We start from the raw sequence: 23,456 nt of genomic DNA, 5'->3' as shown, positions 1-23,456 counted from the left end.
AGCCCCCGACCGGAAGCGGCTCAGGACGGCAGCTGGACCTGTTGCCCGCTCGGCTGAAGCTGCGCCAGCACACTGGCAGGTTTGTTCGTGGTGATCTCGTGGATCCCCAGCCCCTGGCAGAGCGCCACATCCCGCTCCGAATCCACGGTCCACACGCGGAAGCGGCGGCCGGATTCCAGCCAGCGCTGCACGGTCCGGGCGTGCTCGCGGACGTACATGATTCCCGGCCCCGCGAGTCCCACCTCGCACTCGTCCAGGATGCGTTCGCCTTCCAGCTGCGCGGCCTTCATCACGTTGGCGAGTGCGCCGCCAGCCAAGGGGCCCAGGCTCAGTTCGTCGCGGAGTTCGTCGACGTCGATGTCGTCCACCAACTGGCAGATGAATTCGGCCGGAACGCTCCGGAGCAGATGCTTCACCGAATCCGGGCTGAAGCTCATGAACGTCACCCGGACGTTGTCCACCGTTGACGTGCCGGCGTCCCAGCCTTCGCCCCGGAGCACGTCCAGCACACGGTCTTCCAGTTTCAGCTGGTAGGGGCTGGGATGCTTGAGCTCGATTGCCAGTCCGATCGGCCGGCCAGCGCCGCGCAGTATGTCCAGGAGTTCCGGCAAGGTGAGGAACTGCTTAGACCGGGCGCCGTATTTCTCCGGGATCCTGGCGCCTTTCCAGGACGAAAAATCCAGCAGCCGCAGCTCTGCCAGCGTTCGGTCCGCAACGGGCCCGGTCCCGTCCGAAGTCCGGTCGAGGTTGGCGTCATGCAGCAGCACGGCGTGCTGGTCCCGGGTGAGGTGGACATCGCACTCCACCCCGTCCGCGCCGTCGGCTACCGCCTGCAGGTAAGCGGCGCGCGTGTGCTCGGCAAATGCCGCGCTGGCGCCCCGGTGGGCAAAAACCAGTGGCCGTTCCGGCACGGACTCCTCGAATGTCATGAGGACACGCTAGCGGACGCGGCCCGGCGGCGCGGGGCTAGGCTGGGCACATGCAGGTGAACTCTGAGCCAACTACCCGCCAGTCCCCGCCCGGGCCCGCAGGTCCCGCGCCGCTGTCCCCGAAGGCGAGGGCCGCCGTCGTCGATCATCAGCTCAGCGCAGGGGATGCCGAAAAGGCGGCAGCGCTGCGGAAAATGAAGCTTGTGGCGCTGGGACTACTCATTGCCATGGCGGTCATTTTTGTGTTCGCGTTCGCGCTGCAGAAGGAGTATCCGTGGCTGCAGTACGTCCGCGCAGCAGCCGAGGGCGGCATGGTGGGCGCACTGGCCGACTGGTTCGCCGTGACCGCGCTGTTCAAGTACCCCATGGGCATCAAGATCCCGCACACCGCCATTATCCCGCGCCGCAAGGACCAGATCGGGGCGTCGCTGGGTGAGTTTGTGGAGACCAACTTCCTGTCCGAGCAGGTGGTCCAGGATAAGCTGGCCAGTGTGAACGTCGCCCGGAAGGCCGGCCAGTGGCTCGCCGGGCCGGGTGGCGCCGAGCGTGTGGCGAAGGAGGGTGCCGCCGTCATCCGCGGTGCGTTCAAGGTTTTGAACGACGACGACGTCCAGGCGGTCATCGAGGGAATGGTGCGTAAGCACCTGCTGGCTCCGCCGTGGGGACCGCCGGTGGGCAGGATGGCGGAACGGATTTTTGCCGACGGGCACCACCACAAACTGGTGGACCTGCTGGTGGACCGCGCCGCGGACTGGGTGGACGACAACCACGAAACCGTCAGCCGGCTGGTCTCGGACCGCTCCCCCACCTGGGTCCCGCAGTTCGTGGACGGGCTGGTGGGCGACAAGGTTTACGTGGAGATCCTCAAGTTCGCGCGCGCCGTGCAGTCCGACCCGAACCACCAGGTGCGGCAGCAGATCGACAAGTACCTGAACGACCTCGCGCAGGACCTTCAGCACGATCCCGCGATGATCGCCAGGGCCGAGGACATCAAGGCACAGGTTCTGGGAGACCCCGAGGTCCGCGAATTGGCCTCCCGCACCTGGGGAACCGTAAAGGGCGCCCTGCTGTCTGCGGTGGACGATCCGGATAGCGAACTGACGGTGCGGTTCAAGGCAGCCGTACGCGACTTCGGTTCACGCCTGGTCAACGACACCGAACTTGCCGGCAAGGTCAACGCCTGGATCGGCGACGCCGCCGGCCACCTGGTGCGGACCTACCGCTCCGACATCTCTGGCGTGATCACCGATACCGTGGCCCGCTGGGATGCCGAGGAAACGTCGCAGAAGATCGAACTCCAGGTGGGCAGGGACCTGCAGTTCATCCGTATCAACGGCACTGTGGTGGGCTCGCTGGCCGGGCTGGTCATCTTCAGTGCGGCGCACCTGGTCTTCGGTTAGCCGCGCCATTCCAAAGCAACGCAGTAGACAGGACTACGCGAATGATTCCAGCTCTACGCCGGCCGCTTCGAGTCCGGCACGAACACCGGCGGCCATCTCCACGGCCCCAGGGGTATCGCCATGGATGCACAGGGAATCGGGCCTGACCTGAACCACCGTTCCGTCCACGGCCACAACTTCGCCCTTCGTCGCGAGCCGCACGGCGCGCTCAACGATCGAGTCGACGTCGTGCAGGACCGCACCCTCCTGGGAGCGCGGCACCAGGGTCCCGTCCGCCTGGTAAGCGCGGTCCACAAAGGCCTCAACAAACACCGGGTGGCCGGCTTCCTTGGCCTGGATCAGCAGCTGCGAACCCGGCAGTCCGAGGATCGGCAGGCCGGGGTCATAAGCCTGGATGGCGGCAACCACGGCGGACGCCTGCTCGGCGTCGTGAACCAGGCGGTTGTAAAGGGCTCCATGCGGCTTGACGTAGTCAACGGAGGCACCCACGGCGTGCGCCACGCCGTCGAGCGCGCCCAGTTGGTAGAGGACGTCGCCGAACAGCTCGTCGAAGGACATGTCCAGCGACCGGCGGCCGAAACCAGCCAGGTCCCGGTACCCCACGTGCGCACCCACGGTCACATCAAGCTCGAAGGCGGCGCGGCAGCTGTCCAGCATGGTGATGGGGTCCCCTGCGTGGAAGCCGCAGGCCACGTTCGCGCTGGTCACCAGCCGGAACATCGCTGCGTCGTCCCCCATGTTCCACGAGCCGAACGATTCGCCGAGGTCAGCGTTAAGATCCAAGGTTGTTGCCTTCCAGAGTAAGTTTGTCCGGTTCCGCCGCCACGGCTTTGAGCTCCCCCGGGATAGTGTCCGGCATGGGGCCGAAAGCTTCCTTGGCGGTCGACACCACGGCGCGGCCCATTATGAGGTTACCGGCACCGCCCACCACCGCGCCGATGCCGAACGGAAGCGCACGGCCAAGCAGCGCAGTGCCTTGGCGTTTGAGCAGGTTCTTGAGGAAGGCCTTCTGGATCTTGTTCCGAATGGCACCGAAGCCCGATGGCATGGACTTGGTCAGCACGTTGCCCCACGCCTGGGTGGTGCTGGCTCCCTTGCCCATGGCCTGGCCGCTCAGGGTTCCCAGCAGGGCAGTGCCTTCTTCGCCGAGCATAATGGCCATGACCATGGTGCTGGCCTTTTCCGGGTTGGTCAGCCGGATGCCGTGGAGTTCCGCCAGCGAGGTGGCATAAAGTGCCGTGGCTTCGAGGAAGCCAACGGTAGCCGCGGCGGAGAGTCCCAGGGAGGCCACAGTTCCGACGCCGGGTACAACGGCAGTTGCCCCGACAATCGCACCGCCGCCGGTCACCGCCCGAAGGTAGTCGCGTTCGAGGATCTCCGCGAGCCTGGCGGCGCTGGCGCGCGGGTGTTTGCGTTGCAGCCGCCGGACGTAGGCAAGCACCAACGGCCGCTGGATTTCCACTGCCCGGAGGAGCATGTTGTGGACTCCGGGTTTCGGTTTGCCGTCCGCGTCGAACACCGCGTTGTGGGCGGTCTCCTGTGCGATACGTACTGCGGGATTGCTGCGCTTGGCCATGGTCACCTCTGCTTCGGTACTGCTCGTGGCTGCCGGCAGTTTTGGCTGCGGCCCTGCCTTAACACTAAGGGTGCTTAAGACTAAGCGGTCCCGGCCCCAACCGAACCACGCCTCTTCAGTTCCGCCAAAAACCGGCCGAGCCTAGACTTGCCCTATGCCCACACTCCAAGCCCTGCGACCCTTTGCGCACCGCGAGTACCGGGTCCTCATCGCGGCGCTGGCCATCTCCATCTTCGGATCTGGAATGTGGGCTGTCGCCATGGTCTACCAGGTGATCCACCTCGGCGGCGGCCCGCTGGAACTGTCCCTGGTGGCCACTGCCGGCAGCATCGGCCTGGTGGCCTTTGTCCTCGCGGGCGGGATCGCCGCTGACCGAGTACCGCAGCGGCTCCTCATCATTGCCGTCGAAGGTGCCAACCTCGCCGTTATCGCGGCGATCAGCGGGCTGGCCATGGCAGGGTGGCTGCAGCTGTGGCACCTCGCCGTAGGCAGCTTCGTCCTGGGCGTGGGCGCCGCGTTCTTTTTCCCCGCGTACTCCGCGATCCTGCCGCGGATTCTGCCGCCCGAAGACCTGCTGGCTGCGAACGGCATGGAGGGGACCATGCGCCCCATCCTCCAACAGGCGGCCGGACCGGCCGTCGCGGGCGTGGTGGTGGCGGCGCTTTCGCCGTCGCACGCCGTGACCGGGGTGGCCACCTGCCACCTGCTGGCGTTCATTGTCCTGAACTTCCTGGGGCGCCATGCCCTCGAGGCGCCAGCGAACGGGGCCGACGGCGGGGCTCACGTCGGGGCCGAACGCGGGAGCGCCGGGGCCGACGCCGACGCGTACACAACAGGCGCCTCGAAAACGTCCTTTTTCCATGACCTCCGCGAGGGCGTCAGCTACACCATCCGCACGCCGTGGCTGCTGTGGACGCTGCTGTGGGCCTGCGTTTCGGTGCTGTTCCTGATTGGCCCCATCGAAGTGCTGATGCCATTCGTGGTCCGCGACCAGCTCGGCGGAGACTCGCGCATGTTCGGCTTCCTGCTTGCCGTTATAGGCGTGGGCGGGGCCGCTGGCTCGCTGGTGACCGCGTCGCTGAAACTGCCGCGCCGCTACCTCACGGTCATGATGGTGTCCTGGGGCGCGGGCAGCCTGCCACTGGCCGCCGTCGGCATTCTGGACAGCTTCTGGACCTTGGCCGCCGCGATGTTCGTCTTCGGAGCCACCGGCAGCGTGGGCATGGTCATCTGGGGCACGCTGCTGCAACGACGCGTGCCCAGCCACCTGCTGGGACGCGTCTCCAGCCTCGACTTCTTTGTGTCCCTCGCGCTGATGCCGGTCTCCATGGCACTGGCGGGACCGGCAGCCGAGGTGTTCCCCATCTGGGCGATCTTCCTTTTCGCCGGGGGCGTCTGTCCCGTCCTGGCGGTGATCGCCATGATCGCCGCCCGGATGCCCGCCGACGAACTGGCCCACCCGCTGGACAGGCCAGCAGAAGTGGAACGCACGACGGCGGCAGTAGACTGACGCGCCCCTGCACCGGAGGCGCGCAATCACCTCAGGCGGGCAACCACCTGAGGCGCGCAATCGCCTCAGGCGCAGGCGCCTCACCTCACAATGGGGAGGCTCGCCGTCGGGGGCCCGCTGGGGAAGACAGTACGTTCCGGAACCTCAAAGGGATCCAGGGCGACCCGGACCGCTTCTTCACCAATGCTGTGCACCTGGCCGCGAACATCCACGTCGAGCGGTCCGCCGCTGCTGACGCTGAGCGTGAGTGCACCGGCGTCGAGCTCCACCAGCAGGAGCCGGCCCTGGATCTTCAGGTGGAAGGTCAGCGCCTCCCACTCGGCCGGAAGCCGCGGATCGAAGAACGGCAGGTGGCCCTGGTCCCGGAGCCCGGCAAAGCCCGAGACCAGCGAGCTCCAGACTCCCCCGGCGGAGGCGATGTGCACGCCGTCGATCGTGTTCCCGTGGGTGTCGTCCAGGTCGATTAAAACGGCGTTCGTGAAGTGCTCCAGGGCAGCTTCGGGGTGTCCCACCTCGGCAGCCATGATTCCCTGCACGCAGGCCGAGAGGGTGGAATCGCCGGTGGTGATGGGGTCGTAGAAATCGAACGCTCGGCGCTTCTCATCGGCGGAGAAATCCTGCCACTGCAGGAACATGGCCAGCACCGTGTCTGCCTGCTTCAGTACCTGGTGCCGGTAGATCACCAGCGGGTGGAAGTTCAGCAGCAGCGGGTACTTGGACCGCGGAGTGGTCCAGTCCCACGATTCCAGGGTCATGAAGTCGTTGTCCTGCGAGTAGACCTGCAGGTCTTCGTCGAAGGGCAGGTGGATGCGGTTGGCGGCCTGCTCCCACAGCTCGCGTTCGGCGTCGTCGATCTCCGGGTGGTCCAGCGCCGCGGCGGCGCGCAGGTTAAAGCGGGCCATCACGTTGGTGTACAGGTTGTCGTTGACAACGGCCGTGTATTCGTCAGGACCGGTGACGCCGTGGATGTGGAAGAGCCCGTCCTTGCCGAAGAAGCCCAGGGCGCCCCACATGCGCGCGGTTTCGATCAGGAGTTCTGCGCCCATGCCCTCGCGGAAGGTTTCGTCGCCGCTGGCCCACAGGTAGCGGTTGGTGGCAAAGGCGATGGCGGCTGCGATGTGGAACTGCGCCGTGCCGGCGGCGTAATAGGCGCTGGCTTCAAGGCCGTTGATGGTGCGCCACGGGAACAGTGCGCCGTCCACGCTGAGCTCCTTGGCCCGGATCTTGGCTGCCGGCAGCATGTCGTGCCGGAACTCCAGGACCTGGCGGGCGCCGTCGGGGTTCGTATAGGTGAGGTAGGGCAGGAGGTACACCTCCTGGTCCCAGAAGTAATGCCCCTCATAGCCTGATCCCGTGACGCCCTTCGCGGGGATGCCGGCGATGTCGGCCCGCGCAGTGGCCTGGGCCAGCTGGAACAGGTTCCAGCGGATGGCCTGCTGGAGCTCGGGCTGGCCGCCCACCACGATGTCCGAAGTGGCCCAGTAAGCCCGGTAGTGCTCGCGGCTCTCGGCGAAGATGTCCTCCACAGACCGGAGCCCGGCTTCGGCGGCCTCCGCCGCGTCCCGTTCCGAGTCCTGGACGCCGCGGCCGGCGGCATAGCTGACGCTCTTTTCCAGCCGGAACGGCTCCTGGGCACCGACTGCCAGGACATATCGGACGCTGCTGTCATCCTCGCCCGCCACGGTCTCGAAAGGCTGGTGGCCGGCCGAGGTCCAGTGGTCCACGGCGATTCCCACGCGCTGCCCGGATTCCGCCGCTTCCCAGGAGAGACGGAGCGAGCCGTCGCCGCCGTCGGTCCTTACCGGCAGCAGGACCCGGCCTGCGTGCCGGCCTGCCCGGCGCGGGTCGTGCGCCGAGTGGTCCTCCACAGGCTGGTCCTGGCGGTTGATGACGGACGACGTCACGTCGGCGGAGACCTCGCGGTCCGAAGCTACTTCCAGCGAGATGCCCAGGCTGCCGCGCGATGCGAAGCCCACGGCGCGGCGTTCGGTGGTGGTCACCGTGGCGCCGGACCGGCACAGCCAGGTGATGCGGCATTCGTAGATGCCGGTGGCGAAGTCAACGGAGCGGCGGTAGTCCAGGACGGCCGATTCGGCGAGGGTGAGGCTCTCGCCGTCGATGATCACCGTGAAGTTGTTCGCATCCGGGATGTAGATGATCCGCTGTCCGGTCCGGGCGAAGCCAAACGCGTTCTCCGCATGCTTGATGTCCCAGATCTCGTGCAGGCCGTTGATGAAGCTGCCCGGCAGGTCGGCATCCGCGGCCGCCCAGTGGGCGCCACGGATACCCAGGTGCCCGTTGCCCAGGGCAAAGAGCGTTTCCAGCGTGCCAGCGCTGCCCGGCTGGTGGCGTGTTTCCACAAGCTGCCAGGGGGTGTTGGGGAACCGTTCACGGTCCGCGGTGATAAGAGCCATGGTGTTGGGATCCTTTGGCGTTGTGCGGGGCGGGGAGGTGCTTCGGCCGGGGAGCGTCAGGCGGCGATTGGCGTTAGAGCAGTTCGTTGAGGTCGTTGACCACACTCGTGGCCCCGGCGTCGAGCAGGGTCTGCCGGCCGGCGCCGCGGTCCACGCCGATCACCGAGTGGAACTGCCCCGCGTGTCCGGCCCGGACGCCCGAGACGGCGTCTTCCACCACCACGCATTCTTCGCTAGGCAGTCCCAGCAGTTCCGCGGCGTACTGGTACGTGGCCGGACTCGGTTTGCCGGGCAGGCCTTCGGCGGCGGCAACCACGCCGTCCACCACTATTTCGAAGTGCCCGTTCAGGCCGGCGGCCTTCAGGACAGCCGGTGCGTTCCGCGACGAGGAGACGACGGCGACCTTGAGTCCGCGGTCCACGGCGGCTTCCAGGAAGCGCACCGAGCCTTCAAACGGCTCGACGCCGGCGCTGACGATGTCGTTGAAGACCTTGTTCTTGCGGTTGCCCAGTCCCTGGACGGTGGCGTTGCCTGCGTCCTGCCGGGTGGCGTCCTGCCGGGTGGCGTCCTGCCCGGCGTCCTCGGTGGAACCTTGACCGGTGGTGCCGTCACTTGGCGCGCCTTCGGGGAGCACGATGCCGCGGGACGCGAGGAAGTCCCGGACGCCGTCGAACCTGGGCTTGCCGTCGATGTGATCGAAGTAGTCGTCCTCGCGGTAGCCGGGCACATCCGGACGGGACGCCAGGAAGCCCTCGAAGAGTTCCTTCCACGCCTGCTCATGGACGGTGGCCGTGGGGGTCAGCACACCGTCGAGGTCGAACAGGATGGCGGAGGCCGTGGTCCAGCTGGTGCTTCGGGTTTTCAGAACGTCAGTCATGCGCGGTGTCCTTTCAGACGGCGGGCAACAAGCGGGCTGCCGCGGGCGGGATGTCAGTGGGCGGTACTACACGGGCAGGATCGTTGGGCGGAACGTAACTAAGCAGATGCAGAGCAGGCAGAAAATCGGTGGGCAGCACGGAGGGGTCCGAACAGGAGCGGGGAGGGCGGCCACAATGCCGCCGTCAGCAGGGGCGGCTATGGGCCAGGATGAAAACCACGGCGGACCGGTGGGCTGCTGTTAAACGTCTTCTACCATCATGGGCGCCTTGGCACGGCCTGACAACCTGGCGGAGCAGCGCCGGCGGCGCAAGGCGGGCAGGAGGCCTGGGACGTGGCATGTGTCCGACTTCCCTTTCCGATGGTTTCAGCGGCCCGCAGGAGTGGGCCAACGACGAGTGTAAGCGCTTACAAATTTGGCGCGCAACTGTTTTTTCTCCGTTGCCATTCTTGGGCACGCGCCGTGCCGGGCACAGAAGTCAGCCGGGCCCGCCGTGAACCGTGCACGCCGTTGAGCCGTGCCTGCAGTTGAGCCGTGCCTGCAGTTCAGCTGAGGACGTAGTGGCGCAGGAAGGCACTGACGTCCACCATCTCCGTCTTGCTCATGGCGTGACCCATGCCGGGATACGTCCTGGCGGTCAGCCGGGTGTTTTCGTTCAGCCATTGCCCGGTGTAGGCCGTGGCGTCCTCATTGATCACCAGGTCCGCTTTGTCCCGTCCCCAGAAGAAGGGCGGCGGGGCCGTGAAGGATTCGGTCAGCGACAGCAGTTCGTTTTCCAACACAAAACCAGAGAGGCCCACCGTTGCCTTGTAATCCGCGGGATGGAGCCGCAGCAGCGTGCTGGCCATGGCCATTCCCTGGGAATAGCCCAACAGACTCACGCTGCTGTGCTGGCCCCTGACTGAGTTGATCCACGTCTGGACGGTGTTGGTGGCGGTGATGACATCCGCGAAATCATTGGCCAGGAAGTAGTCCAGCAGGAACCAGCCGTAGTGGTCGCCGATCACCATGGGGGCCCGCAGCGCGACACACGTGAACTCCGCCGGCAGGTATTCGAACAATCGCACCATCCGCGACTCATCGGTGCCGTAACCATGCATCATGACCAGCAGCGGCGTGCCGTCCCGTTCAGCCTCCGGCTTGGACCAAACAACTGTCTCCATCGGATCAGCCTAGCCAGCGCCGGGCCACTGAGCAGGCGCGACGCTCACCCCAGGGCCCGGCCAATCATTGAATCGCACCCGGCAGGGCTGTAGCGTGAGCGTACGACAGCATGCTTATCAAGTTCGGCACCACACGTACTCGAACAACAAGGAGCAAGTCATGAGAATCGGTTCCTCCATCTTCCTTATTGCACTCGGTGCCATCCTGGCCTGGGCCGTCGCCCCCGGACTGATCCCGTTCATAGACCAGGTCATGGTCGGCTACATCCTGATCGCCGTTGGCGTGATCGGGCTGATCGCCTCCCTCATCCTGGCCTCACCGGGCCGCAGCCGCCGGGTCAGCGAAACCCGTTCGGTGGTTGATCCCAACACCGGCGAGCGCATCACCCGCAACGAAAGCCGCGACGGCGGCATCTAGGCTCCAAAACCACCCGGACGCCGGGCCGGACCACCACGGTCCGGCCCGGCTTTTCCGTTTCCGCGTGGAGACCCGGCCCAGTTTTCTGTGTTTTTGTGGCTTTCGTTGACAAACCAACATAGACACAGATAAAGTCAAGTAATTCAACATCATGTGATGCCAGTCACTGGACAACAGGGCACTGGCGATCCAGCACTTTACGCAATGGAGGGTACGTGTTCGCCGAGGAGCGCCAGCAGAAGATTGCCGAGCTAGTCGCCGGCACCGGCCGGGTCAGCGTGACCATGCTGGCGGAGCGCTTCCGCATCACCACCGAAACCGTGCGCCGCGACCTCGCCACCCTTGAAAACACCGGCACCGTGCGCCGTGTCCACGGCGGAGCAGTTGCCGCCGACCGCTTCAGCACCACCGAGGAAAGCATCAACGAACGGACCATCCAGCGCCCGGATCAGAAGGTGCGCATCGCCCAGGCGGCCCTGGCCCTGATCCCCCAGGCAACGTCCGGCAGCATCCTGCTCGACGCCGGTTCCACCACCGAAGCGTTGGCCGACCTCCTCTCCCGACGCGCCGCCGTCGTACCTTCCGCTACCGAACCCGGCGCCGAACTCGTGGTCATCACCCACGCCGTGCCCATTGCAGCGAAGCTGTCCACCGCTCCCGGTATCGCCCTCCAGATCCTGGGCGGCCGGGTGCGGGGTCTCACCCAGGCCGCGGTGGGGCAGTCAACCGTGGAGGCGGCGCAGCGGATGCGCCCGGACATTGCCTTCATCGGCACCAATGGCATCCACCCCAGCTTTGGCCTCAGCACTCCCGATCCTGAAGAAGCCGCCGTGAAGGCAGCCTTCGTCCATTCGGCGCGCCGCATCGTGGTGCTGGCCGATTCCTCCAAGCTGGACGCAGAAACCCTGGTCCAGTTCGCCTCCCTGAAAGATCTGGACACCTTGATCACAGACAGCGAGCCCGGCCCCGAACTGGCGGCAGCCCTGACCGAGGCCGGCGTTGACGTGGTGATCGCATGATCGTCACCTTCACGGCCAACCCCAGCCTGGACCGCACGGTGGCCCTGCCCGGACCCCTGGAACGCGGCGAAGTCCAGCGCGCGGTCTCGGTCAGCCAGGAATCCGGCGGCAAGGGCGTCAACGTCTCCCGCGCCCTGGTCGCCTCCGGCCTGGACACAATCGCAGTGCTTCCGGGCGCCGAGAGTGATCCCGTCCTCGCCGGGCTGCTCCACGATGGCGTGCCGTTCGCCGCCCTTCCCATCGACGAGCCGCTTCGCACCAACGTGGCACTCACCGAGCCGGGCGGCGTGACCACCAAGATCAACGAGCCCGGACCCATCATGGATGCAGACCAGCAGGAAGCCCTGATCGGCCTGCTGCTGGAACGCGCCCGCGGCGCCAGCTGGGTGGTCCTGGCCGGTTCCCTGCCGCCCGGCTTCCCGGACGACTTCTACGCCACGGTCACCCGGCGGTTGCGGACTGCAGCGGGTGACGGCACACCGCTCGTCGCCGTCGACTCGTCCGGCGGCCCGCTCGTCGCCGCCGTCTCCGGCCCCTCGCCGGATGGCACTTCACAGGCCGGCGTGTCCGGGAAACCGGACCTCCTCAAACCCAACGCCGAGGAACTGGCGGAACTGGCTGCTGCAGCCGGATTCGCCACGGCGTCCACCGCGGACGAACTCGAAGCGGATCCGGAGGCCGCCGCAGCGGCCGCCGCCGCCGTCGTACGTTCCGGTGTGGGTGCTGTGCTGGCAACTCTCGGATCCAAGGGAGCTGTCCTGGTAACGGCCGACGGCGCGTGGCTGGCCACGCATCCTCCGGTCGCCGCGGTCAGTACTGTCGGCGCGGGCGATTCATCGCTGGCTGGCTATCTGCTCGCCCACGGCCAGGGCGCCGCCCCGGCCGATTGCCTCCGTCAGGCAGTGGCACACGGTGCCGCCGCCGCCTCCCTGCCGGGTTCCACTGTCCCGGCAGTCCACCAAACCACCCCGGATGCCGTAACCATCACGGCCCTTCGAAAGGATTGACAGTGACTCAGCTCATCACCACCGAACTGGTCGAGCTCGACCAGAACCTGGGCGCCTCGCCCGAGGACGTGATCCGGCACCTGGCCAGCAAAGTAGCTGCCACCGGCCGCGCGTCAGAAGTTGAAGGCCTCTTCGCCGACGCCTTCGCCCGCGAACAGAAGACAGCCACCGGCATCCCCGGCGGCATCGCCATCCCGCACTGCCGCTCGGCTGCGGTCATCGAACCCACGCTGGCCATGGCCCGGCTCAACCCCAAGGTGGACTTCGGCGCCAAGGACGGACCCGCGGACCTGATCTTCTTCATCGCTGCGCCCGACGGCGCGGACCAGGAGCACCTCAAGCTCCTGTCCAAGCTGGCCCGGTCCCTGATCAAAAAGGACTTCACCGCGGCGTTGCGTGCGGCGTCTTCCCGCGAGGAAATCGTGGAACTGGTGGACGGCGCCCTGGCGGACAAGCCGGCATCCCACGCGGCGGCCGTGCCCGCTGAAACGGCGCCCGCTGCCGTTTCGACAGACGCGGTTTCGACAGGCTCATCCACCGGCGCCACCGCAGGTCCCAGGCGGCTCGTGGCTGTGACCGCGTGTCCCACCGGCATTGCCCACACGTACATGGCCGCCGATTCCCTCGTGGCCGCAGCCCAGGAAATGGGCGTGGACCTGCAGGTGGAAACCCAAGGTTCCTCCGGCGCGAAGCCGCTTGACCCTGCCGTCATTGCCGCCGCCGAAGCCGTGATCTTCGCGGTGGACGTGGACGTCCGCGGCAAGGAGCGCTTCGCCGGCAAGCCCGTCATCAACGCCCCCGTCAAGCGCGGCATCGACGAGCCCGCCAAGATGGTCCAGGAAGCACTCGCTGCCGCTGAGAATCCGAATGCGCGCCGCGTCCCCCACTTCGGGGCGGAGGAACAGGCTGAGAACGAGGCCACAGAAAAGGGTGAGCACATCGGCCAGAAGCTGAAGAAGGCACTGCTCACCGGTGTCAGCTACATGATTCCGTTCGTGGCCGGCGGCGGTCTGCTGATCGCCTTGGGCTTCCTCCTGGGCGGCTACGACATCACGGCCGTCGCGGACAAAGTGGTGGTGCAGAACAACTTCGGCAACCTTCCTGAAGGCGGCCTCGCCATCTACCTCGGCGCGGTCATGTTCAAGATCGGCGCCCTGTCCATGGGCTTCCTGGTTCCCGCACTGGCCGGTTACATCGCGTACGCGATCGCCGACCGTCCCGGCATCGCACCGGGTTTTGTTGCCGGCGCCGTCGCAGGATTTATGGGTGCGGGCTTCCTCGGCGGCATCGTCGGCGGCCTGCTGGCCGGCTACATGGCGCACCTGATTGGGACCTGGCAGGTACCGCGCTGGCTGCGCGGCCTGATGCCCGTGGTGATCATCCCGCTGCTGGCTTCCATCTTTGCCTCCGGCCTGATGTTCCTGGTCCTGGGCGGTCCGATCGCGGGCCTCACCGCGGCACTGAATTCCTGGCTGTCGGGCATGACCGGCGCGTCCGCCGTCGTTCTCGGAATCATCCTTGGCCTCATGATGTGCTTTGACCTCGGCGGCCCGGTCAACAAGGTTGCGTACGCGTTTGCTGTTGCCGGCCTCAGCGCCGGCAGCGCCACCAACCAGGCGCCGTGGCAGATCATGGCAACCGTCATGGCTGCGGGCATGGTGCCGCCGCTGGCAATGGCCCTGGCCACCACGCTGGACAAGAAGCTCTTCAGCCTGGCCGAGCGCGAAAACGGCAAGGCGGCCTGGCTGCTGGGCGCGTCCTTCATCTCCGAAGGCGCCATCCCGTTCGCCGCGGCCGATCCGCTGCGCGTCATCCCCGCCAGCATGGTGGGCGGCGCCGTCACCGGCGCTCTCTGCATGGCCACCGGCGTCACCTCGCAGGCACCCCACGGCGGTATCTTCGTGTTCTTCGCCATCGGTAACCTGGTGATGTTCGTCGTCGCCATCCTGGCCGGAACCGTGGTCAGCGCGCTGGCAGTCATCGCCCTCAAACGGTGGGCTGCAGCCAAGCCCGCTGCTACCGTGGAGTCCGTTCCCGTAACGGTCTGACCCCCGGCCTTACCCACCACAGATCCACGGCGCTGAACGAACAAGGCGCCGAAAGACAAAAGGAGCAAGAATGTCAGAACGCACCGCAACCGTCGCCAGCCGAGTAGGCCTGCACGCCCGCCCCGCCGCCATCTTTGCCGAGGCCGCCGGCGAGTTTGACCTGGACATCACCATCGCCCGCCAAAGCGAGCCGGTCGATGAGGCAATGGACGCCGCGAGCATCCTGTCCCTCATGAGCCTGGGTGCCTCCCACGGCGACGTTGTGGTGCTCCGCGCCGAAGGTACCGGCGCGGATGATGCGTTGGACCGTCTGGTCCAGATCCTGGAAACGGATCACGACGCCGAGTAGCGGCTCTGCCCCAGCGGCCGCCGTCGCGCCTGTCCCCCGCTTTGGGGAAGGTACGACGGCGGCCGCTGGTTTTTAAGCGTCTGGCCCCGGCCCCAACTAGGTCGCAGTAGGTGTCGTTATGGACGCTCATAACGACGCTCATAACGACACGTACTGCTACTCACTTGGGCTGCTTAGCCGCGTTCGGCGATCTTCTTGACGTCCGCCACGAGCATGTCCCACATGCCCTTGGAGTGCCCTGCCGCGTCTTCGTTGGCGTTGTTGTCCTGCGAGAGCGTGAGCGTTGTTGCACCATCCTGGTCCTCGAGAGTCCAGGTGAGGGTGTGGTAATTTTCCGGGTTGTCTTCCTCGCCGCCCAGCGGACTGAAGTGCGTGTGGACCAGCTTGCGGCCGGGATCCACCTCGAGGATCTCGCCCTTATCTTCGTAGGGTTTGCCCTCCCACTCGCCACGCCAGGCGATGGGCCCGCCCACCGTCCAGTCCGTTTCCAGGTCCGCGCCGAACATAAATTCCTTCACGGCGGCCGGATCGGTGATGACCTTCCAGACGCGGTCCGCCGGAGCATCAATGGTGATGGCGGATGTTGCCACAAAGTTCCCTGGCATTACTTGACCTCCTTGGCGGTGAACAGCAGATATTCCCATCCCATTTGCCATACGGCATCACCGTGGGCTTCGCCAAAGGAATCAGCCAGTTCGGTAAGGGCCTTGTCCAGGGCCTGCGCCTTGCCCTGGTCCTCGCCAATGAACTTGTAGACCGAGATGGTAGGACCGTAGTGGGACTTGAAGTACCGCAGGAAGTCCTCCGGCTGGTGGAAACTCCGGATAGCCAACGTGCGCTTTTGCGCCTGGATGTCGGTGATCCTGTCGCCGAAGAGTTCCCGCACGTGGTCCTCGCTGCCCCACAGCGGCGGCGGCTGGGCTCCGGGCGGAGGCGGCGGCGCGAACGGCTTCATGGTGGCAAACATCCTTCCAATGAAGCCTTCGGGCGTCCAGCTGAGCAGGCCGATGGTGCCGCCGGGTTTGCAGACCCGCACAATTTCGTCCGCTCCGGCCTGATGGTGCGGAGCGAACATGACGCCCAGACAGGACGTGACCACGTCAAATGCGTCGTCCTCGAACGGCAGCGCCTCGGCGTCCGCTTCCACCCATTCAAGCCCAACGCCGCGATCGGCAGCCTGCCGGCGCCCGGCGTCGAACAACTCCGGGGTGAGATCGCTGGCCACCACATGGGCACCCATCATGGCCGCAGGGATGGCCGCGTTACCGGCGCCGGCGGCCACGTCCAAAACGTGCTGCTTTGGCTTGATTCCACAGGCATCAACCAGAATGGCCCCGAGATCCTGCACCAGTTCACTGGCCAGTGCCGGGTAATCCCCCGAGGCCCACATGGCCCGATGCTTTTGTTTCAGTGCCCGGTCTGCCTCGTCTGCGTCCGCTTTGTCATTCATGGTGGCGCCCCTCTCCTTTGACAGGCTTTTCCTTTTGACAGGCTTTTCCTTTTGACAGGCTTCGAGTGACAGCACGCTGTTGCACAGGGCTGTGATGCGACCCATTGTGGCCGCAGCGGCGCGGGCTGTAAAGCGTCTGGAGCTTCGGGCTCACCATGAAGGCAAGCTGCCTTAGCGTTTCCTTGTGTTTCTGCAGTCCCGGAATTAGCGTGGAAGCCTGACCAGCGAAGACGGTGCTACGGCGTCCAGGATGTCGAAATCCTGGTCCCGGTTGAAGGAGGACTGCATGCCCGGCAAAAAGAACCCGAGCCTGAAAGATCCTGAACTCTACGAGGAACTGCGCGAGGACGGCGCGTCCAAGCAGAAGGCCGCCCGCATCTCAAACGCGGCCGCCAAAAAGGGTCGCTCGGCGGTGGGCCGCAAGGGCGGGAAATCCGGCGCTTACGACGACTGGACCGTCCAGCAACTCAAGGCCAAAGCGAAGGAAACAGGCCTCACCGGCTACTCAGCCAAAAAGAAGAGCGAGCTTATCTCCGCCCTGCGGAACTCCTAGGCGGCGGCCATCTCCCCCACCGCAGGCAGCTCCCGGACCGCCCGTTCGCGGACCGCCTCAAGCACCCTTCCGCGCCCGCGTGGTGGTGGCCTTCGCAGCAGGCTTTGCAGCCGCGGACTTGCTGGCCGCGGTGGACGTGGTGGCGGTCTTGGTCCCGGAGGACTTCGCCGCAGCCGGCTTGGCACTCGTTGCTTTGGTTCCCGCGGCCTTTCCACCGGCTCTGGCGGGAGCCTTCCTGCCGGAACTGCCGGCACTCTCTTCCGTATCGGCGTCGTCCACGTCCCCGGAGGCCGCGTCCTCAGAGGCGGCAGGCTTCGTGCCGCCGCGCTTCCGCTCCAGGCTGCGCTTCAGCGCCTCCATCAGGTCGATGACCTCGCCGTTGCCGCCATCACCCGCTTCTGCGCCGAACGTTTCGTCGGTATCGAGCGAATCGCCCTTCTCCAGTTTGGCCTCGATGAGCTTCCGGAGCTGCACCTGGTAGTCATCGGTGAAGTGCTCGGGTTCAAAATCGGCGGCCATGGACTCCACGAGGGCGGCGGACATCTCGCGTTCCTGGGCGGAAATCCGGATGGACGTGTCCAGGGCCGGGAAGCTGGCCTCCCGGACCTCGTCGGGCCACAGCAGGGACTGCAGCACCAGAACGTCGTCCTTGATGCGCAGCGCCCCCAGCCGGGTCTTCTCACGCAAGGCGAACTGGACGATGGCCACGCGGTCCGTATCCTCGAGCGCGCGGCGCAGCAGGACGTAGGCCTTGGGCGACTTGGAATCCGGCTCCAGGTAGTAGCTCTTCTCGAACATCATCGGTTCCAGCTGCTCCGACGGAACAAACTGGACGACCTCGATCTCGTGGCTGTTCTCCGCCGGGATGGACTTGAGCTCATCCTTGGACAGGACCACCGTCCGGCCATCGTCCTCAAACGCCTTGTCGATGTCCGAATAGTCGATGATTTTGCTGCACACCTCGCAGCGGCGCTGGTACCGGATCCGGCCGCCGTCGGCATTGTGGACCTGGTGGAGGCTGATGTCGTGGTCTTCGGTGGCGCTGTAGACCTTCACGGGCACGTTGACCAGGCCAAACGCGATGGCACCTTTCCAGATGGCTCTCATCCCTCAAGTGAACATCACGCGCGGCCGGAGGTGAAGACCCATGGCCGGCCCTAAAGAGCGCGTCCGGGTGGCGGGGCGGGAACTGACTCTCACCAACCTGGACAAAATCATCTACCCGGAGACCCGCACCACCAAGGCCGATGTCCTGGCCTACTACGCCGCCGTGGCCCATGTCCTGATTCCCGCGGCAGCCAACCGGCCCGCCACCCGCAAGCGGTGGGTCAACGGGGTGGGCACCGCCGGGCAGCCCGGCGAGGTGTTCTTCCAGAAGAACCTGGAGGACTCCGCACCCGGCTGGCTCCCCCGCGCCGCCATCAAGCACAAGGACCGGACCATCTACTACCCGATGGTGAACGACCCCGCCACGCTCACCTGGTTCGGCCAGATCAATTCGCTGGAAATCCATGTGCCCCAGTGGCAGGTGGACTCCCACGGCAAGCAACTGAACCCGGACCGCCTGGTCCTGGACCTCGATCCCGGCGACGGTGCAGGGCTTGAGGAATGCGCCGAGGTTGCCAGGCTGGCACGCGCCATCCTGCAGGACGTGGGCCTGGAGCCGGTGCCGGTGACCAGCGGCAGCAAGGGCATCCACCTCTACGCGGGCCTTGACGGAACTCAGACCTCTGATCAGATCTCGGACTTTGCCCACGAACTGGCCCGCGCACTGGAGGCGGACCACCCGGATCTCGCAGTCAGCTACATGAAAAAGACGCTGCGCAAAGGCAAGGTCCTGGTGGACTGGAGCCAGAACAGCGCCGCCAAAACCACCATCGTGCCGTACTCACTGCGCGGCCGCCTCACCCCCACGGTGGCCGCCCCGCGGACCTGGCAGGAGATCGACTCCCCCAAGCTCCAGCACCTCGACTACAAGGCCGTGCTGCGCCGGGTGAAGGCGGGCAAGGACCCGTTCGCCGCCGTCGCCCGCGGAACCCCGGATTGGAAGACGGACGACGGCGGCGCGCACGTCCGCCTGGAGCGGTACCGGTCGATGCGCGACCCGGAGGCGACGCCGGAGCCGTTCTCCGGCGCCTCGTTCTCCGGCGCCTCAGGGACCGGGGACACGTTTGTGATCCAGGAACACCACGCGAGCAGGCTGCACTTCGATTTCCGGCTGGAGCACGAGGGTGTGCTGGTGTCGTGGGCCCTGCCGAAGGGCGTCCCGGAATCCGGCGAGAAGAACCACCTGGCGGTCCAGACCGAGGACCACCCCTTGGACTACGCCACTTTTGAGGGCACCATTCCCAAAGGCCAGTACGGCGCCGGCGAGGTCACCATCTGGGACCACGGCACGTATGAACTGGAGAAATGGATCAACGGCCGGGAGGTCATCGCCACGCTGACGGGTGCCGAGGGTGGCGGCCTGGGCGGAACCAGGAAGTTCGCCCTCATCCACACCGGCCGCGGGCAAGGCAAAGATACTGAGGGGCAATGGCTCATCCACCTGATGGACAAGGACCACCACACATTCCATCCGCGGCGGGACCCGGCGGAGGACGAACCGGCGGAGGATGAACCGGCGGAGGACGGTTCGGATGGTGACCTGGCGGAGGCTTCGGCGGAGAACGACACTTCCGCGAAGAAGCCTGCCGTCGAGGGTTCGCCGGCCCCTGCCGCGCCTTCCCCGCTTCGTGCTGAAGATTTCAGTCCCATGATGGCAACGTCCGGCACCGCCGCCGACCTTCACGGCAGCGACTGGGAGTTTGAGCTGAAATGGGACGGCGTGCGAGCCCTGCTGGTCGCGGACGAAAAGAAGGTCCGCATCTTCAGCCGCAACGGCATCGACGTCACCGCAACCTACCCCGAACTGACGGACCGGACCTGCTGGCCGGAGCAGGCGTTCGTCGCCGACGGTGAGATCATCGCCGTCGGGCCTTCCGGCAGACCCGACTTCGGGCTGCTCCAGGGACGCATGAAACTGACCCGGCCCGTCGACGTCGCAAAGGCCCGCGCAGCAATCCCTGTCCGGCTGATGCTTTTTGACCTCCTGTCCGACGACGGCGAGGACCTTCGCCGGCTGCCTTTCGCGAAGCGGCGGCAGCGGCTGGAGGAGTTCCATCACCCGTCGGAGTGCCCCGTGGAGCTGTCCGCCGTCCTGGACGAGAGGATCGAGCACATCCTGGACAGCGCACAGGAGCTGGGGCTGGAGGGTGTGATGGCCAAGCGGGCCGACAGCCGCTACGTCAGCGGGCAGCGCACCCGGACGTGGATCAAGATCAAGCTGGAACAGACCCAGGAAGTGGTGGTGGGTGGCTGGCGGCCGGGCAAGGGCGGGCGGCAGAGTTCGGTGGGTTCGCTGCTGGTGGGCATCCCCGACGGCAACAGGCTGCGCTACGTAGGCCGGGTGGGCAGCGGGTTCAGCATGCGCGAACTGCAGGAACTCCGGCAGAAAGTGGACGATCTGGCGCGCAAGACGTCACCGTTCGAGGACGTTCCCGTTGAGGATGCCTCGGACGCCCATTGGGTGACGCCCCGGCTGGTCGGCGAGGTGACTTTCGGGGAATGGACAGGCAGCGGGAAGCTCAGGCATCCGGTGTGGCGGGGATGGCGGCTGGACAAAACCGCCGACGAAGTGGTGCCGGAGGCTTAGCGCCGCGGCCTGGTGCTGCTGAGCTGCCGACGCGCAAATTCCTCCAGGACTCGCAAAATCTCCTGGGACACAGAAAAGGTCTGGCGACGCCCGAATTCGGGTGTCGCCAGACCTTTTCTGTGTCGTCAGGTCAGATGCGCGTCGTCAGCGCGGCTTCCTAGGACGAGTGCGGCATCTGCGGGCGGCCGGTGCGGTGCACGGCCGTGACTGCAGCCTCGTGGCCCGCCCGGCCATGGTCTGAACCCTGCTCCTTGGGGTGCCGGTGCTTGCCGTTGCCGTCCGGCCACTGGTGTTCGCCGGCCATCGCCGTGGTCACCGCAATGGTGGCCGGGTCCGGCATGGCCGGGGTGTCCATGGCTGCCGCGAGATGGCCCGCGACCTCCGGTTCAATCTTTGCTCCAGCATGTTTCTCAGCCATTTTTTCTTCCTTCCGCAATGAAATGAAGTGGTTACCAATAGTAGGTCTGGCCTGCTGTCCGGGCGCTGGAATTACCAGCGGACCTTCTTTTCGGCCGGTCCCTGCTTGCCGCTGACGTGCGTGGGCTTGTGGCTCTTGCCGACGCTCTGCAGCCCGGCGTCGCCGCCACGGGATTTGCTGGCGAGCATGGCCCGCTGTGCTTCGGTCAGCCCGGCCCGGATGCCCTTGGCTTCGGCGTCGTCCGGCGCGGATTCGGGCTGGCTGGGAGTGTTGTTTTCAGTCATTTGGTGGAACCTTTCTGAGGAGAACCAGTGTGTCTGACGAGATCAGCTGGACGGGGCCGGTGGTACCAGGCCGCAGGCGTCCGCCTACTCAAAAATCAGTGTTCCCATGGCTCAACAATAGGCAGTTTCAGGCCCGGTTGTGAACCCCCGGTTTCCGGCCCGTATGTAGGGCCGCGTGGCGGTCTGCAAGGAGCTCTGGACTGGTGCCCGGATGGCCGTGGCGGCCGTCACTTTCCCGCGCAAATCAGGGGAAAAATGGCACCAAAAATGGGTCGTGAACAAAAAGATTCCGTAACGATGGGCCCGAACCGCCCTAATCCCAATGATGACGGGGCGAGAGCAGCCAAAAGAAATCCCTGAAAACCGGTGGAAACCCTCTCTAAGGAGGGCACTTTACGGTATATAACTCTCATTTGCCATGGAATCCGCGTAAAATTGAAGGCCTGCCCAGAGCGGGGCAGCTACAAGTCGCAAGCAAATGACCTCCATAGGAGTCGCCCAAATGCCCACAGACCGAAGCACGACCGACTCTTCAGCAGGTGTGAACAGCGCCAGCCGACCCAACGATGCAGCACCCAACAACGCACGACCTACCGCGCCAACAAGTGCGCGGAAACCTAAGATCCTTGCACGTCGCCGACTCAAAGAGTCCGACGTGAATGTTGTCAACCAGCCCATGCTGAAAAAAGCGCTCGGCGGAACCATCGTGGGTAACACCATGGAGTGGTTCGACGTCGGCGTATTCGGCTACCTGATCACCACCATGGGACCCGTCTTCCTTCCAGAGGCCGACAAGTCCGTCCAGACGCTGTTCCTGCTTGGAACGTTCGCTGCCACTTTCATTGCCCGTCCACTCGGCGGCGTTGTGTTCGGCTGGCTCGGCGACAAGATCGGGCGGCAAAAGGTACTCGCCGCAACACTGATGATTATGGCTGCGAGCACGTTCGCCGTCGGGCTGCTGCCCGGATACGCGCAGATCGGCATCTGGGCCGCTGCGCTGCTGGTGATCCTGAAGCTGGTACAGGGCTTCTCCACCGGCGGTGAATACGCCGGCGCAACCACCTTCGTGAGCGAATACGCCCCGGATAAGCGCCGTGGATTCTTTGCAAGCTTCCTGGACATGGGCAGCTACCTCGGCTTTGCCCTGGGTGCGGCGCTGGTTTCAGTCCTGCAGCTGACCCTTGGCCAGACAGCCATGGAGGAATGGGGCTGGCGCATTCCCTTCCTGGTTGCAGGTCCGCTGGGCCTCATCGCCATCTACTTCCGGAACAAAATCGAGGAATCCCCTCAGTTTCAGGCCACCCTGGATGCCCAGGAATCCATCGGGCAAGCTGCCGCAGCAGCTGACGTGGACGCCGCCAAGAGCCCGGTCGGAATCGTCAAAGCATATTGGCGCTCGCTCATTGTGGCGATGGTCCTTGTTGCCGCTGCCAACACCGCCGGCTACGCCTTGACGTCATACATGCCCACGTACCTCACTGAATCCAAGGGCTACGATCCGGTCCACGGCACGCTGCTGACCATTCCCGTGCTGGTGATCATGGCCTTGTGCATCCCGCTGACAGGCAAGTTGTCCGACCGCATCGGCCGCCGGCCAGTCCTGTGGATCGGCGCCATCAGCACCGTGGTGCTGGCAACCCCAGCGTTCCTGCTGATCGGCGTCGGCGACGTCTGGTCCACGCTGGCGGGACTTGCCCTGATCGCCTTCCCCGTGACGTTCTATGTGGCGAACCTTGCCTCGGCATTGCCGGCACAGTTCCCGACAGCCAACAGGTACAGCGCCATGGGTATCGCCTACAACTTCGCCGTTGCCATCTTCGGTGGAACCACCCCGTTCATCGTTGCTGCGCTGATCAAGGCCACCGGCGATGACATGATGCCGGCCTACTACCTCATGGTGACCTCAGCCATCGGAGCTGTGGCCATCTATTTCCTGAAGGAATCAGCCAAGCGTCCGCTGCCTGGCTCCATGCCCAGCGTGGACACCCAGGCTGAGGCGCGCGAGCTCGTTGCAACTCAGGACGAGAACCCGCTGATCGACCTGGCCGACATGCCGTTCGAATCCCAGGACGTCACCGATGCCGCGGCCGCTAAGGTTCCGGCCGGAGTCTAGGCAACAAACCGAAACAGAAAACCGGCCTGTCCGGGCCGTCTTGTAGCCCGCGCTCAAAGGCCCGTCCCGCGCGTTTTCCTTGGGGGAAGCACGCAGGTCGGGCCTTAGCCGTGCCCGGCCCGGCCGTGCCCCGCCTGCGGTGGCCACGGCCCACGCGACGCCCTGTGACCCAGCTAATGGTCACCATTCCGGGCTTCTGCTAATTTTCGAACAAGGGTCTGAAGGATAGGTGGT

21 protein-coding genes are annotated in these 23,456 nt (G+C 65.6%); 10 read left to right on the top strand and 11 right to left on the bottom strand.

All coding sequences use genetic code 11. The features are described 5' to 3' along the window. Positions 1-20: 20 nt before the first annotated feature. Positions 21-929 carry a glycerophosphodiester phosphodiesterase gene (locus AC50YA_RS05050; RefSeq protein WP_494981256.1) on the bottom strand — a complete coding sequence of 303 codons (909 nt, stop codon included), beginning with the start codon at positions 927-929 and terminating at the stop codon, positions 21-23. A gap of 50 nt (positions 930-979) precedes the next feature. Between AC50YA_RS05050 and AC50YA_RS05045 the strand changes: the two genes are divergently transcribed. Then, complete coding sequence (locus AC50YA_RS05045) at positions 980-2,329, top strand: DUF445 domain-containing protein (RefSeq protein ID WP_494981255.1); 1,350 nt, start codon at positions 980-982, stop codon at positions 2,327-2,329. Between the two features lie 33 nt (positions 2,330-2,362). On the opposite strand, the gene AC50YA_RS05040 is transcribed toward AC50YA_RS05045, so the two are convergent. Both AC50YA_RS05040 and AC50YA_RS05035 read right to left on the bottom strand, forming a co-directional pair. Continuing rightward, the gene (locus tag AC50YA_RS05040; RefSeq protein ID WP_494981254.1) at positions 2,363-3,112 is read right to left on the bottom strand and encodes a LamB/YcsF family protein; all 750 of its coding nucleotides are present in this window, start codon (positions 3,110-3,112) and stop codon (positions 2,363-2,365) included. Then, positions 3,102-3,905 (bottom strand): hypothetical protein, encoded by an 804-nt coding sequence (locus AC50YA_RS05035; RefSeq protein WP_494981253.1) that lies wholly within the window; start codon positions 3,903-3,905, stop codon positions 3,102-3,104. The genes AC50YA_RS05040 and AC50YA_RS05035 overlap by 11 nt, the downstream gene beginning before the upstream one ends. Positions 3,906-4,059: 154 nt before the next feature. Between AC50YA_RS05035 and AC50YA_RS05030 the strand changes: the two genes are divergently transcribed. Further along, positions 4,060-5,415 (top strand): MFS transporter, encoded by a 1,356-nt coding sequence (locus AC50YA_RS05030; RefSeq protein ID WP_494981252.1) that lies wholly within the window; start codon positions 4,060-4,062, stop codon positions 5,413-5,415. A gap of 80 nt (positions 5,416-5,495) precedes the next feature. On the opposite strand, the gene AC50YA_RS05025 is transcribed toward AC50YA_RS05030, so the two are convergent. The 3 genes from AC50YA_RS05025 to AC50YA_RS05015 all read right to left on the bottom strand — a co-directional run bounded on the left by AC50YA_RS05025 (position 5,496) and on the right by AC50YA_RS05015 (position 9,869). Beyond that, on the bottom strand, positions 5,496-7,829 hold the full coding sequence (locus AC50YA_RS05025) for a glycoside hydrolase family 65 protein (protein WP_494981251.1): 2,334 nt from the start codon (positions 7,827-7,829) through the stop codon (positions 5,496-5,498). Between the two features lie 73 nt (positions 7,830-7,902). After that, entirely contained in the window at positions 7,903-8,706 is an 804-nt protein-coding gene (locus AC50YA_RS05020; RefSeq protein WP_494981250.1) for an HAD family hydrolase, read from the bottom strand. A gap of 545 nt (positions 8,707-9,251) precedes the next feature. Next, a complete protein-coding gene (locus AC50YA_RS05015; RefSeq protein ID WP_494981249.1) occupies positions 9,252-9,869 on the bottom strand; it encodes an alpha/beta hydrolase in 618 nt (205 codons plus the stop codon). A gap of 160 nt (positions 9,870-10,029) precedes the next feature. On the opposite strand from AC50YA_RS05015, the gene AC50YA_RS05010 reads away from it, so the two are divergent. From AC50YA_RS05010 to AC50YA_RS04990, 5 genes are all read left to right on the top strand, one after another. Next, complete coding sequence (locus AC50YA_RS05010) at positions 10,030-10,287, top strand: DUF6458 family protein (protein ID WP_494981248.1); 258 nt, start codon at positions 10,030-10,032, stop codon at positions 10,285-10,287. Positions 10,288-10,502: 215 nt separating this feature from the next. Next, positions 10,503-11,306 (top strand): DeoR/GlpR family DNA-binding transcription regulator, encoded by an 804-nt coding sequence (locus tag AC50YA_RS05005; RefSeq protein ID WP_494981247.1) that lies wholly within the window; start codon positions 10,503-10,505, stop codon positions 11,304-11,306. Then, on the top strand, positions 11,303-12,313 hold the full coding sequence (locus AC50YA_RS05000) for a 1-phosphofructokinase family hexose kinase (protein ID WP_494981246.1): 1,011 nt from the start codon (positions 11,303-11,305) through the stop codon (positions 12,311-12,313). Before AC50YA_RS05005 ends, AC50YA_RS05000 begins: the two co-directional genes overlap by 4 nt. A gap of 2 nt (positions 12,314-12,315) precedes the next feature. After that, the gene (locus AC50YA_RS04995) at positions 12,316-14,361 is read left to right on the top strand and encodes a PTS fructose transporter subunit IIABC (protein WP_494981245.1); all 2,046 of its coding nucleotides are present in this window, start codon (positions 12,316-12,318) and stop codon (positions 14,359-14,361) included. Between the two features lie 70 nt (positions 14,362-14,431). Beyond that, positions 14,432-14,710, top strand: coding sequence for an HPr family phosphocarrier protein (locus AC50YA_RS04990; protein WP_494981244.1), 279 nt, complete (start codon positions 14,432-14,434; stop codon positions 14,708-14,710). Between the two features lie 173 nt (positions 14,711-14,883). On the opposite strand, the gene AC50YA_RS04985 is transcribed toward AC50YA_RS04990, so the two are convergent. Together AC50YA_RS04985 and AC50YA_RS04980 are read right to left on the bottom strand one after the other, a co-directional pair. Beyond that, positions 14,884-15,315, bottom strand: a complete 432-nt coding sequence (locus AC50YA_RS04985) for an SRPBCC domain-containing protein (RefSeq protein WP_494981243.1) — start codon at positions 15,313-15,315, stop codon at positions 14,884-14,886. Beyond that, entirely contained in the window at positions 15,315-16,160 is an 846-nt protein-coding gene (locus AC50YA_RS04980; protein WP_494981242.1) for a class I SAM-dependent methyltransferase, read from the bottom strand. Before AC50YA_RS04980 ends, AC50YA_RS04985 begins: the two co-directional genes overlap by 1 nt. A gap of 286 nt (positions 16,161-16,446) precedes the next feature. On the opposite strand from AC50YA_RS04980, the gene AC50YA_RS04975 reads away from it, so the two are divergent. After that, positions 16,447-16,713 carry a DUF7218 family protein gene (locus AC50YA_RS04975; RefSeq protein ID WP_494981241.1) on the top strand — a complete coding sequence of 89 codons (267 nt, stop codon included), beginning with the start codon at positions 16,447-16,449 and terminating at the stop codon, positions 16,711-16,713. Between the two features lie 57 nt (positions 16,714-16,770). On the opposite strand, the gene ku is transcribed toward AC50YA_RS04975, so the two are convergent. Then, on the bottom strand, positions 16,771-17,820 hold the full coding sequence (gene ku, locus AC50YA_RS04970) for a non-homologous end joining protein Ku (protein WP_494981240.1): 1,050 nt from the start codon (positions 17,818-17,820) through the stop codon (positions 16,771-16,773). Positions 17,821-17,860: 40 nt separating this feature from the next. Here ku and AC50YA_RS04965 point away from each other — a divergent pair, with 40 nt between their 5' ends. Further along, positions 17,861-20,407, top strand: a complete 2,547-nt coding sequence (locus AC50YA_RS04965) for an ATP-dependent DNA ligase (RefSeq protein WP_494981239.1) — start codon at positions 17,861-17,863, stop codon at positions 20,405-20,407. Positions 20,408-20,564: 157 nt separating this feature from the next. On the opposite strand, the gene AC50YA_RS04960 is transcribed toward AC50YA_RS04965, so the two are convergent. Beyond that, positions 20,565-20,825, bottom strand: coding sequence for a hypothetical protein (locus AC50YA_RS04960; RefSeq protein ID WP_494981238.1), 261 nt, complete (start codon positions 20,823-20,825; stop codon positions 20,565-20,567). A gap of 71 nt (positions 20,826-20,896) precedes the next feature. Further along, on the bottom strand, positions 20,897-21,109 hold the full coding sequence (locus tag AC50YA_RS04955; RefSeq protein ID WP_494981237.1) for a hypothetical protein: 213 nt from the start codon (positions 21,107-21,109) through the stop codon (positions 20,897-20,899). Positions 21,110-21,611: 502 nt separating this feature from the next. Here AC50YA_RS04955 and AC50YA_RS04950 point away from each other — a divergent pair. Beyond that, a complete protein-coding gene (locus tag AC50YA_RS04950; RefSeq protein WP_494981236.1) occupies positions 21,612-23,222 on the top strand; it encodes an MFS transporter in 1,611 nt (536 codons plus the stop codon). Positions 23,223-23,456: the final 234 nt, after the last annotated feature.

The organism is Pseudarthrobacter sp. RHLT3-21, from assembly GCF_059383495.1.
Note: the sequence above shows the minus strand (reverse complement) of the source record. Positions and strands in the feature narration are given on the sequence as shown.

Bases quoted from the DNA above. Each gene is read 5' to 3' on its own strand.
- AC50YA_RS05050 (WP_494981256.1), bottom strand. From the start codon at position 929: ATGACATTCGAGGAGTCCGTGCCGGAACGGCCACTGGTTTTTGCCCAC.
- AC50YA_RS05045 (WP_494981255.1), top strand. From the start codon at position 980: ATGCAGGTGAACTCTGAGCCAACTACCCGCCAGTCCCCGCCCGGGCCC.
- AC50YA_RS05035 (WP_494981253.1), bottom strand. From the start codon at position 3,905: ATGGCCAAGCGCAGCAATCCCGCAGTACGTATCGCACAGGAGACCGCC.
- AC50YA_RS05030 (WP_494981252.1), top strand. From the start codon at position 4,060: ATGCCCACACTCCAAGCCCTGCGACCCTTTGCGCACCGCGAGTACCGG.
- AC50YA_RS05025 (WP_494981251.1), bottom strand. From the start codon at position 7,829: ATGGCTCTTATCACCGCGGACCGTGAACGGTTCCCCAACACCCCCTGG.
- AC50YA_RS05020 (WP_494981250.1), bottom strand. From the start codon at position 8,706: ATGACTGACGTTCTGAAAACCCGAAGCACCAGCTGGACCACGGCCTCC.
- AC50YA_RS05015 (WP_494981249.1), bottom strand. From the start codon at position 9,869: ATGGAGACAGTTGTTTGGTCCAAGCCGGAGGCTGAACGGGACGGCACG.
- AC50YA_RS05010 (WP_494981248.1), top strand. From the start codon at position 10,030: ATGAGAATCGGTTCCTCCATCTTCCTTATTGCACTCGGTGCCATCCTG.
- AC50YA_RS05000 (WP_494981246.1), top strand. From the start codon at position 11,303: ATGATCGTCACCTTCACGGCCAACCCCAGCCTGGACCGCACGGTGGCC.
- AC50YA_RS04990 (WP_494981244.1), top strand. From the start codon at position 14,432: ATGTCAGAACGCACCGCAACCGTCGCCAGCCGAGTAGGCCTGCACGCC.
- AC50YA_RS04985 (WP_494981243.1), bottom strand. From the start codon at position 15,315: ATGCCAGGGAACTTTGTGGCAACATCCGCCATCACCATTGATGCTCCG.
- AC50YA_RS04980 (WP_494981242.1), bottom strand. From the start codon at position 16,160: ATGAATGACAAAGCGGACGCAGACGAGGCAGACCGGGCACTGAAACAA.
- AC50YA_RS04975 (WP_494981241.1), top strand. From the start codon at position 16,447: ATGCCCGGCAAAAAGAACCCGAGCCTGAAAGATCCTGAACTCTACGAG.
- ku (WP_494981240.1), bottom strand. From the start codon at position 17,820: ATGAGAGCCATCTGGAAAGGTGCCATCGCGTTTGGCCTGGTCAACGTG.
- AC50YA_RS04965 (WP_494981239.1), top strand. From the start codon at position 17,861: ATGGCCGGCCCTAAAGAGCGCGTCCGGGTGGCGGGGCGGGAACTGACT.
- AC50YA_RS04960 (WP_494981238.1), bottom strand. From the start codon at position 20,825: ATGGCTGAGAAACATGCTGGAGCAAAGATTGAACCGGAGGTCGCGGGC.
- AC50YA_RS04955 (WP_494981237.1), bottom strand. From the start codon at position 21,109: ATGACTGAAAACAACACTCCCAGCCAGCCCGAATCCGCGCCGGACGAC.
- AC50YA_RS04950 (WP_494981236.1), top strand. From the start codon at position 21,612: ATGCCCACAGACCGAAGCACGACCGACTCTTCAGCAGGTGTGAACAGC.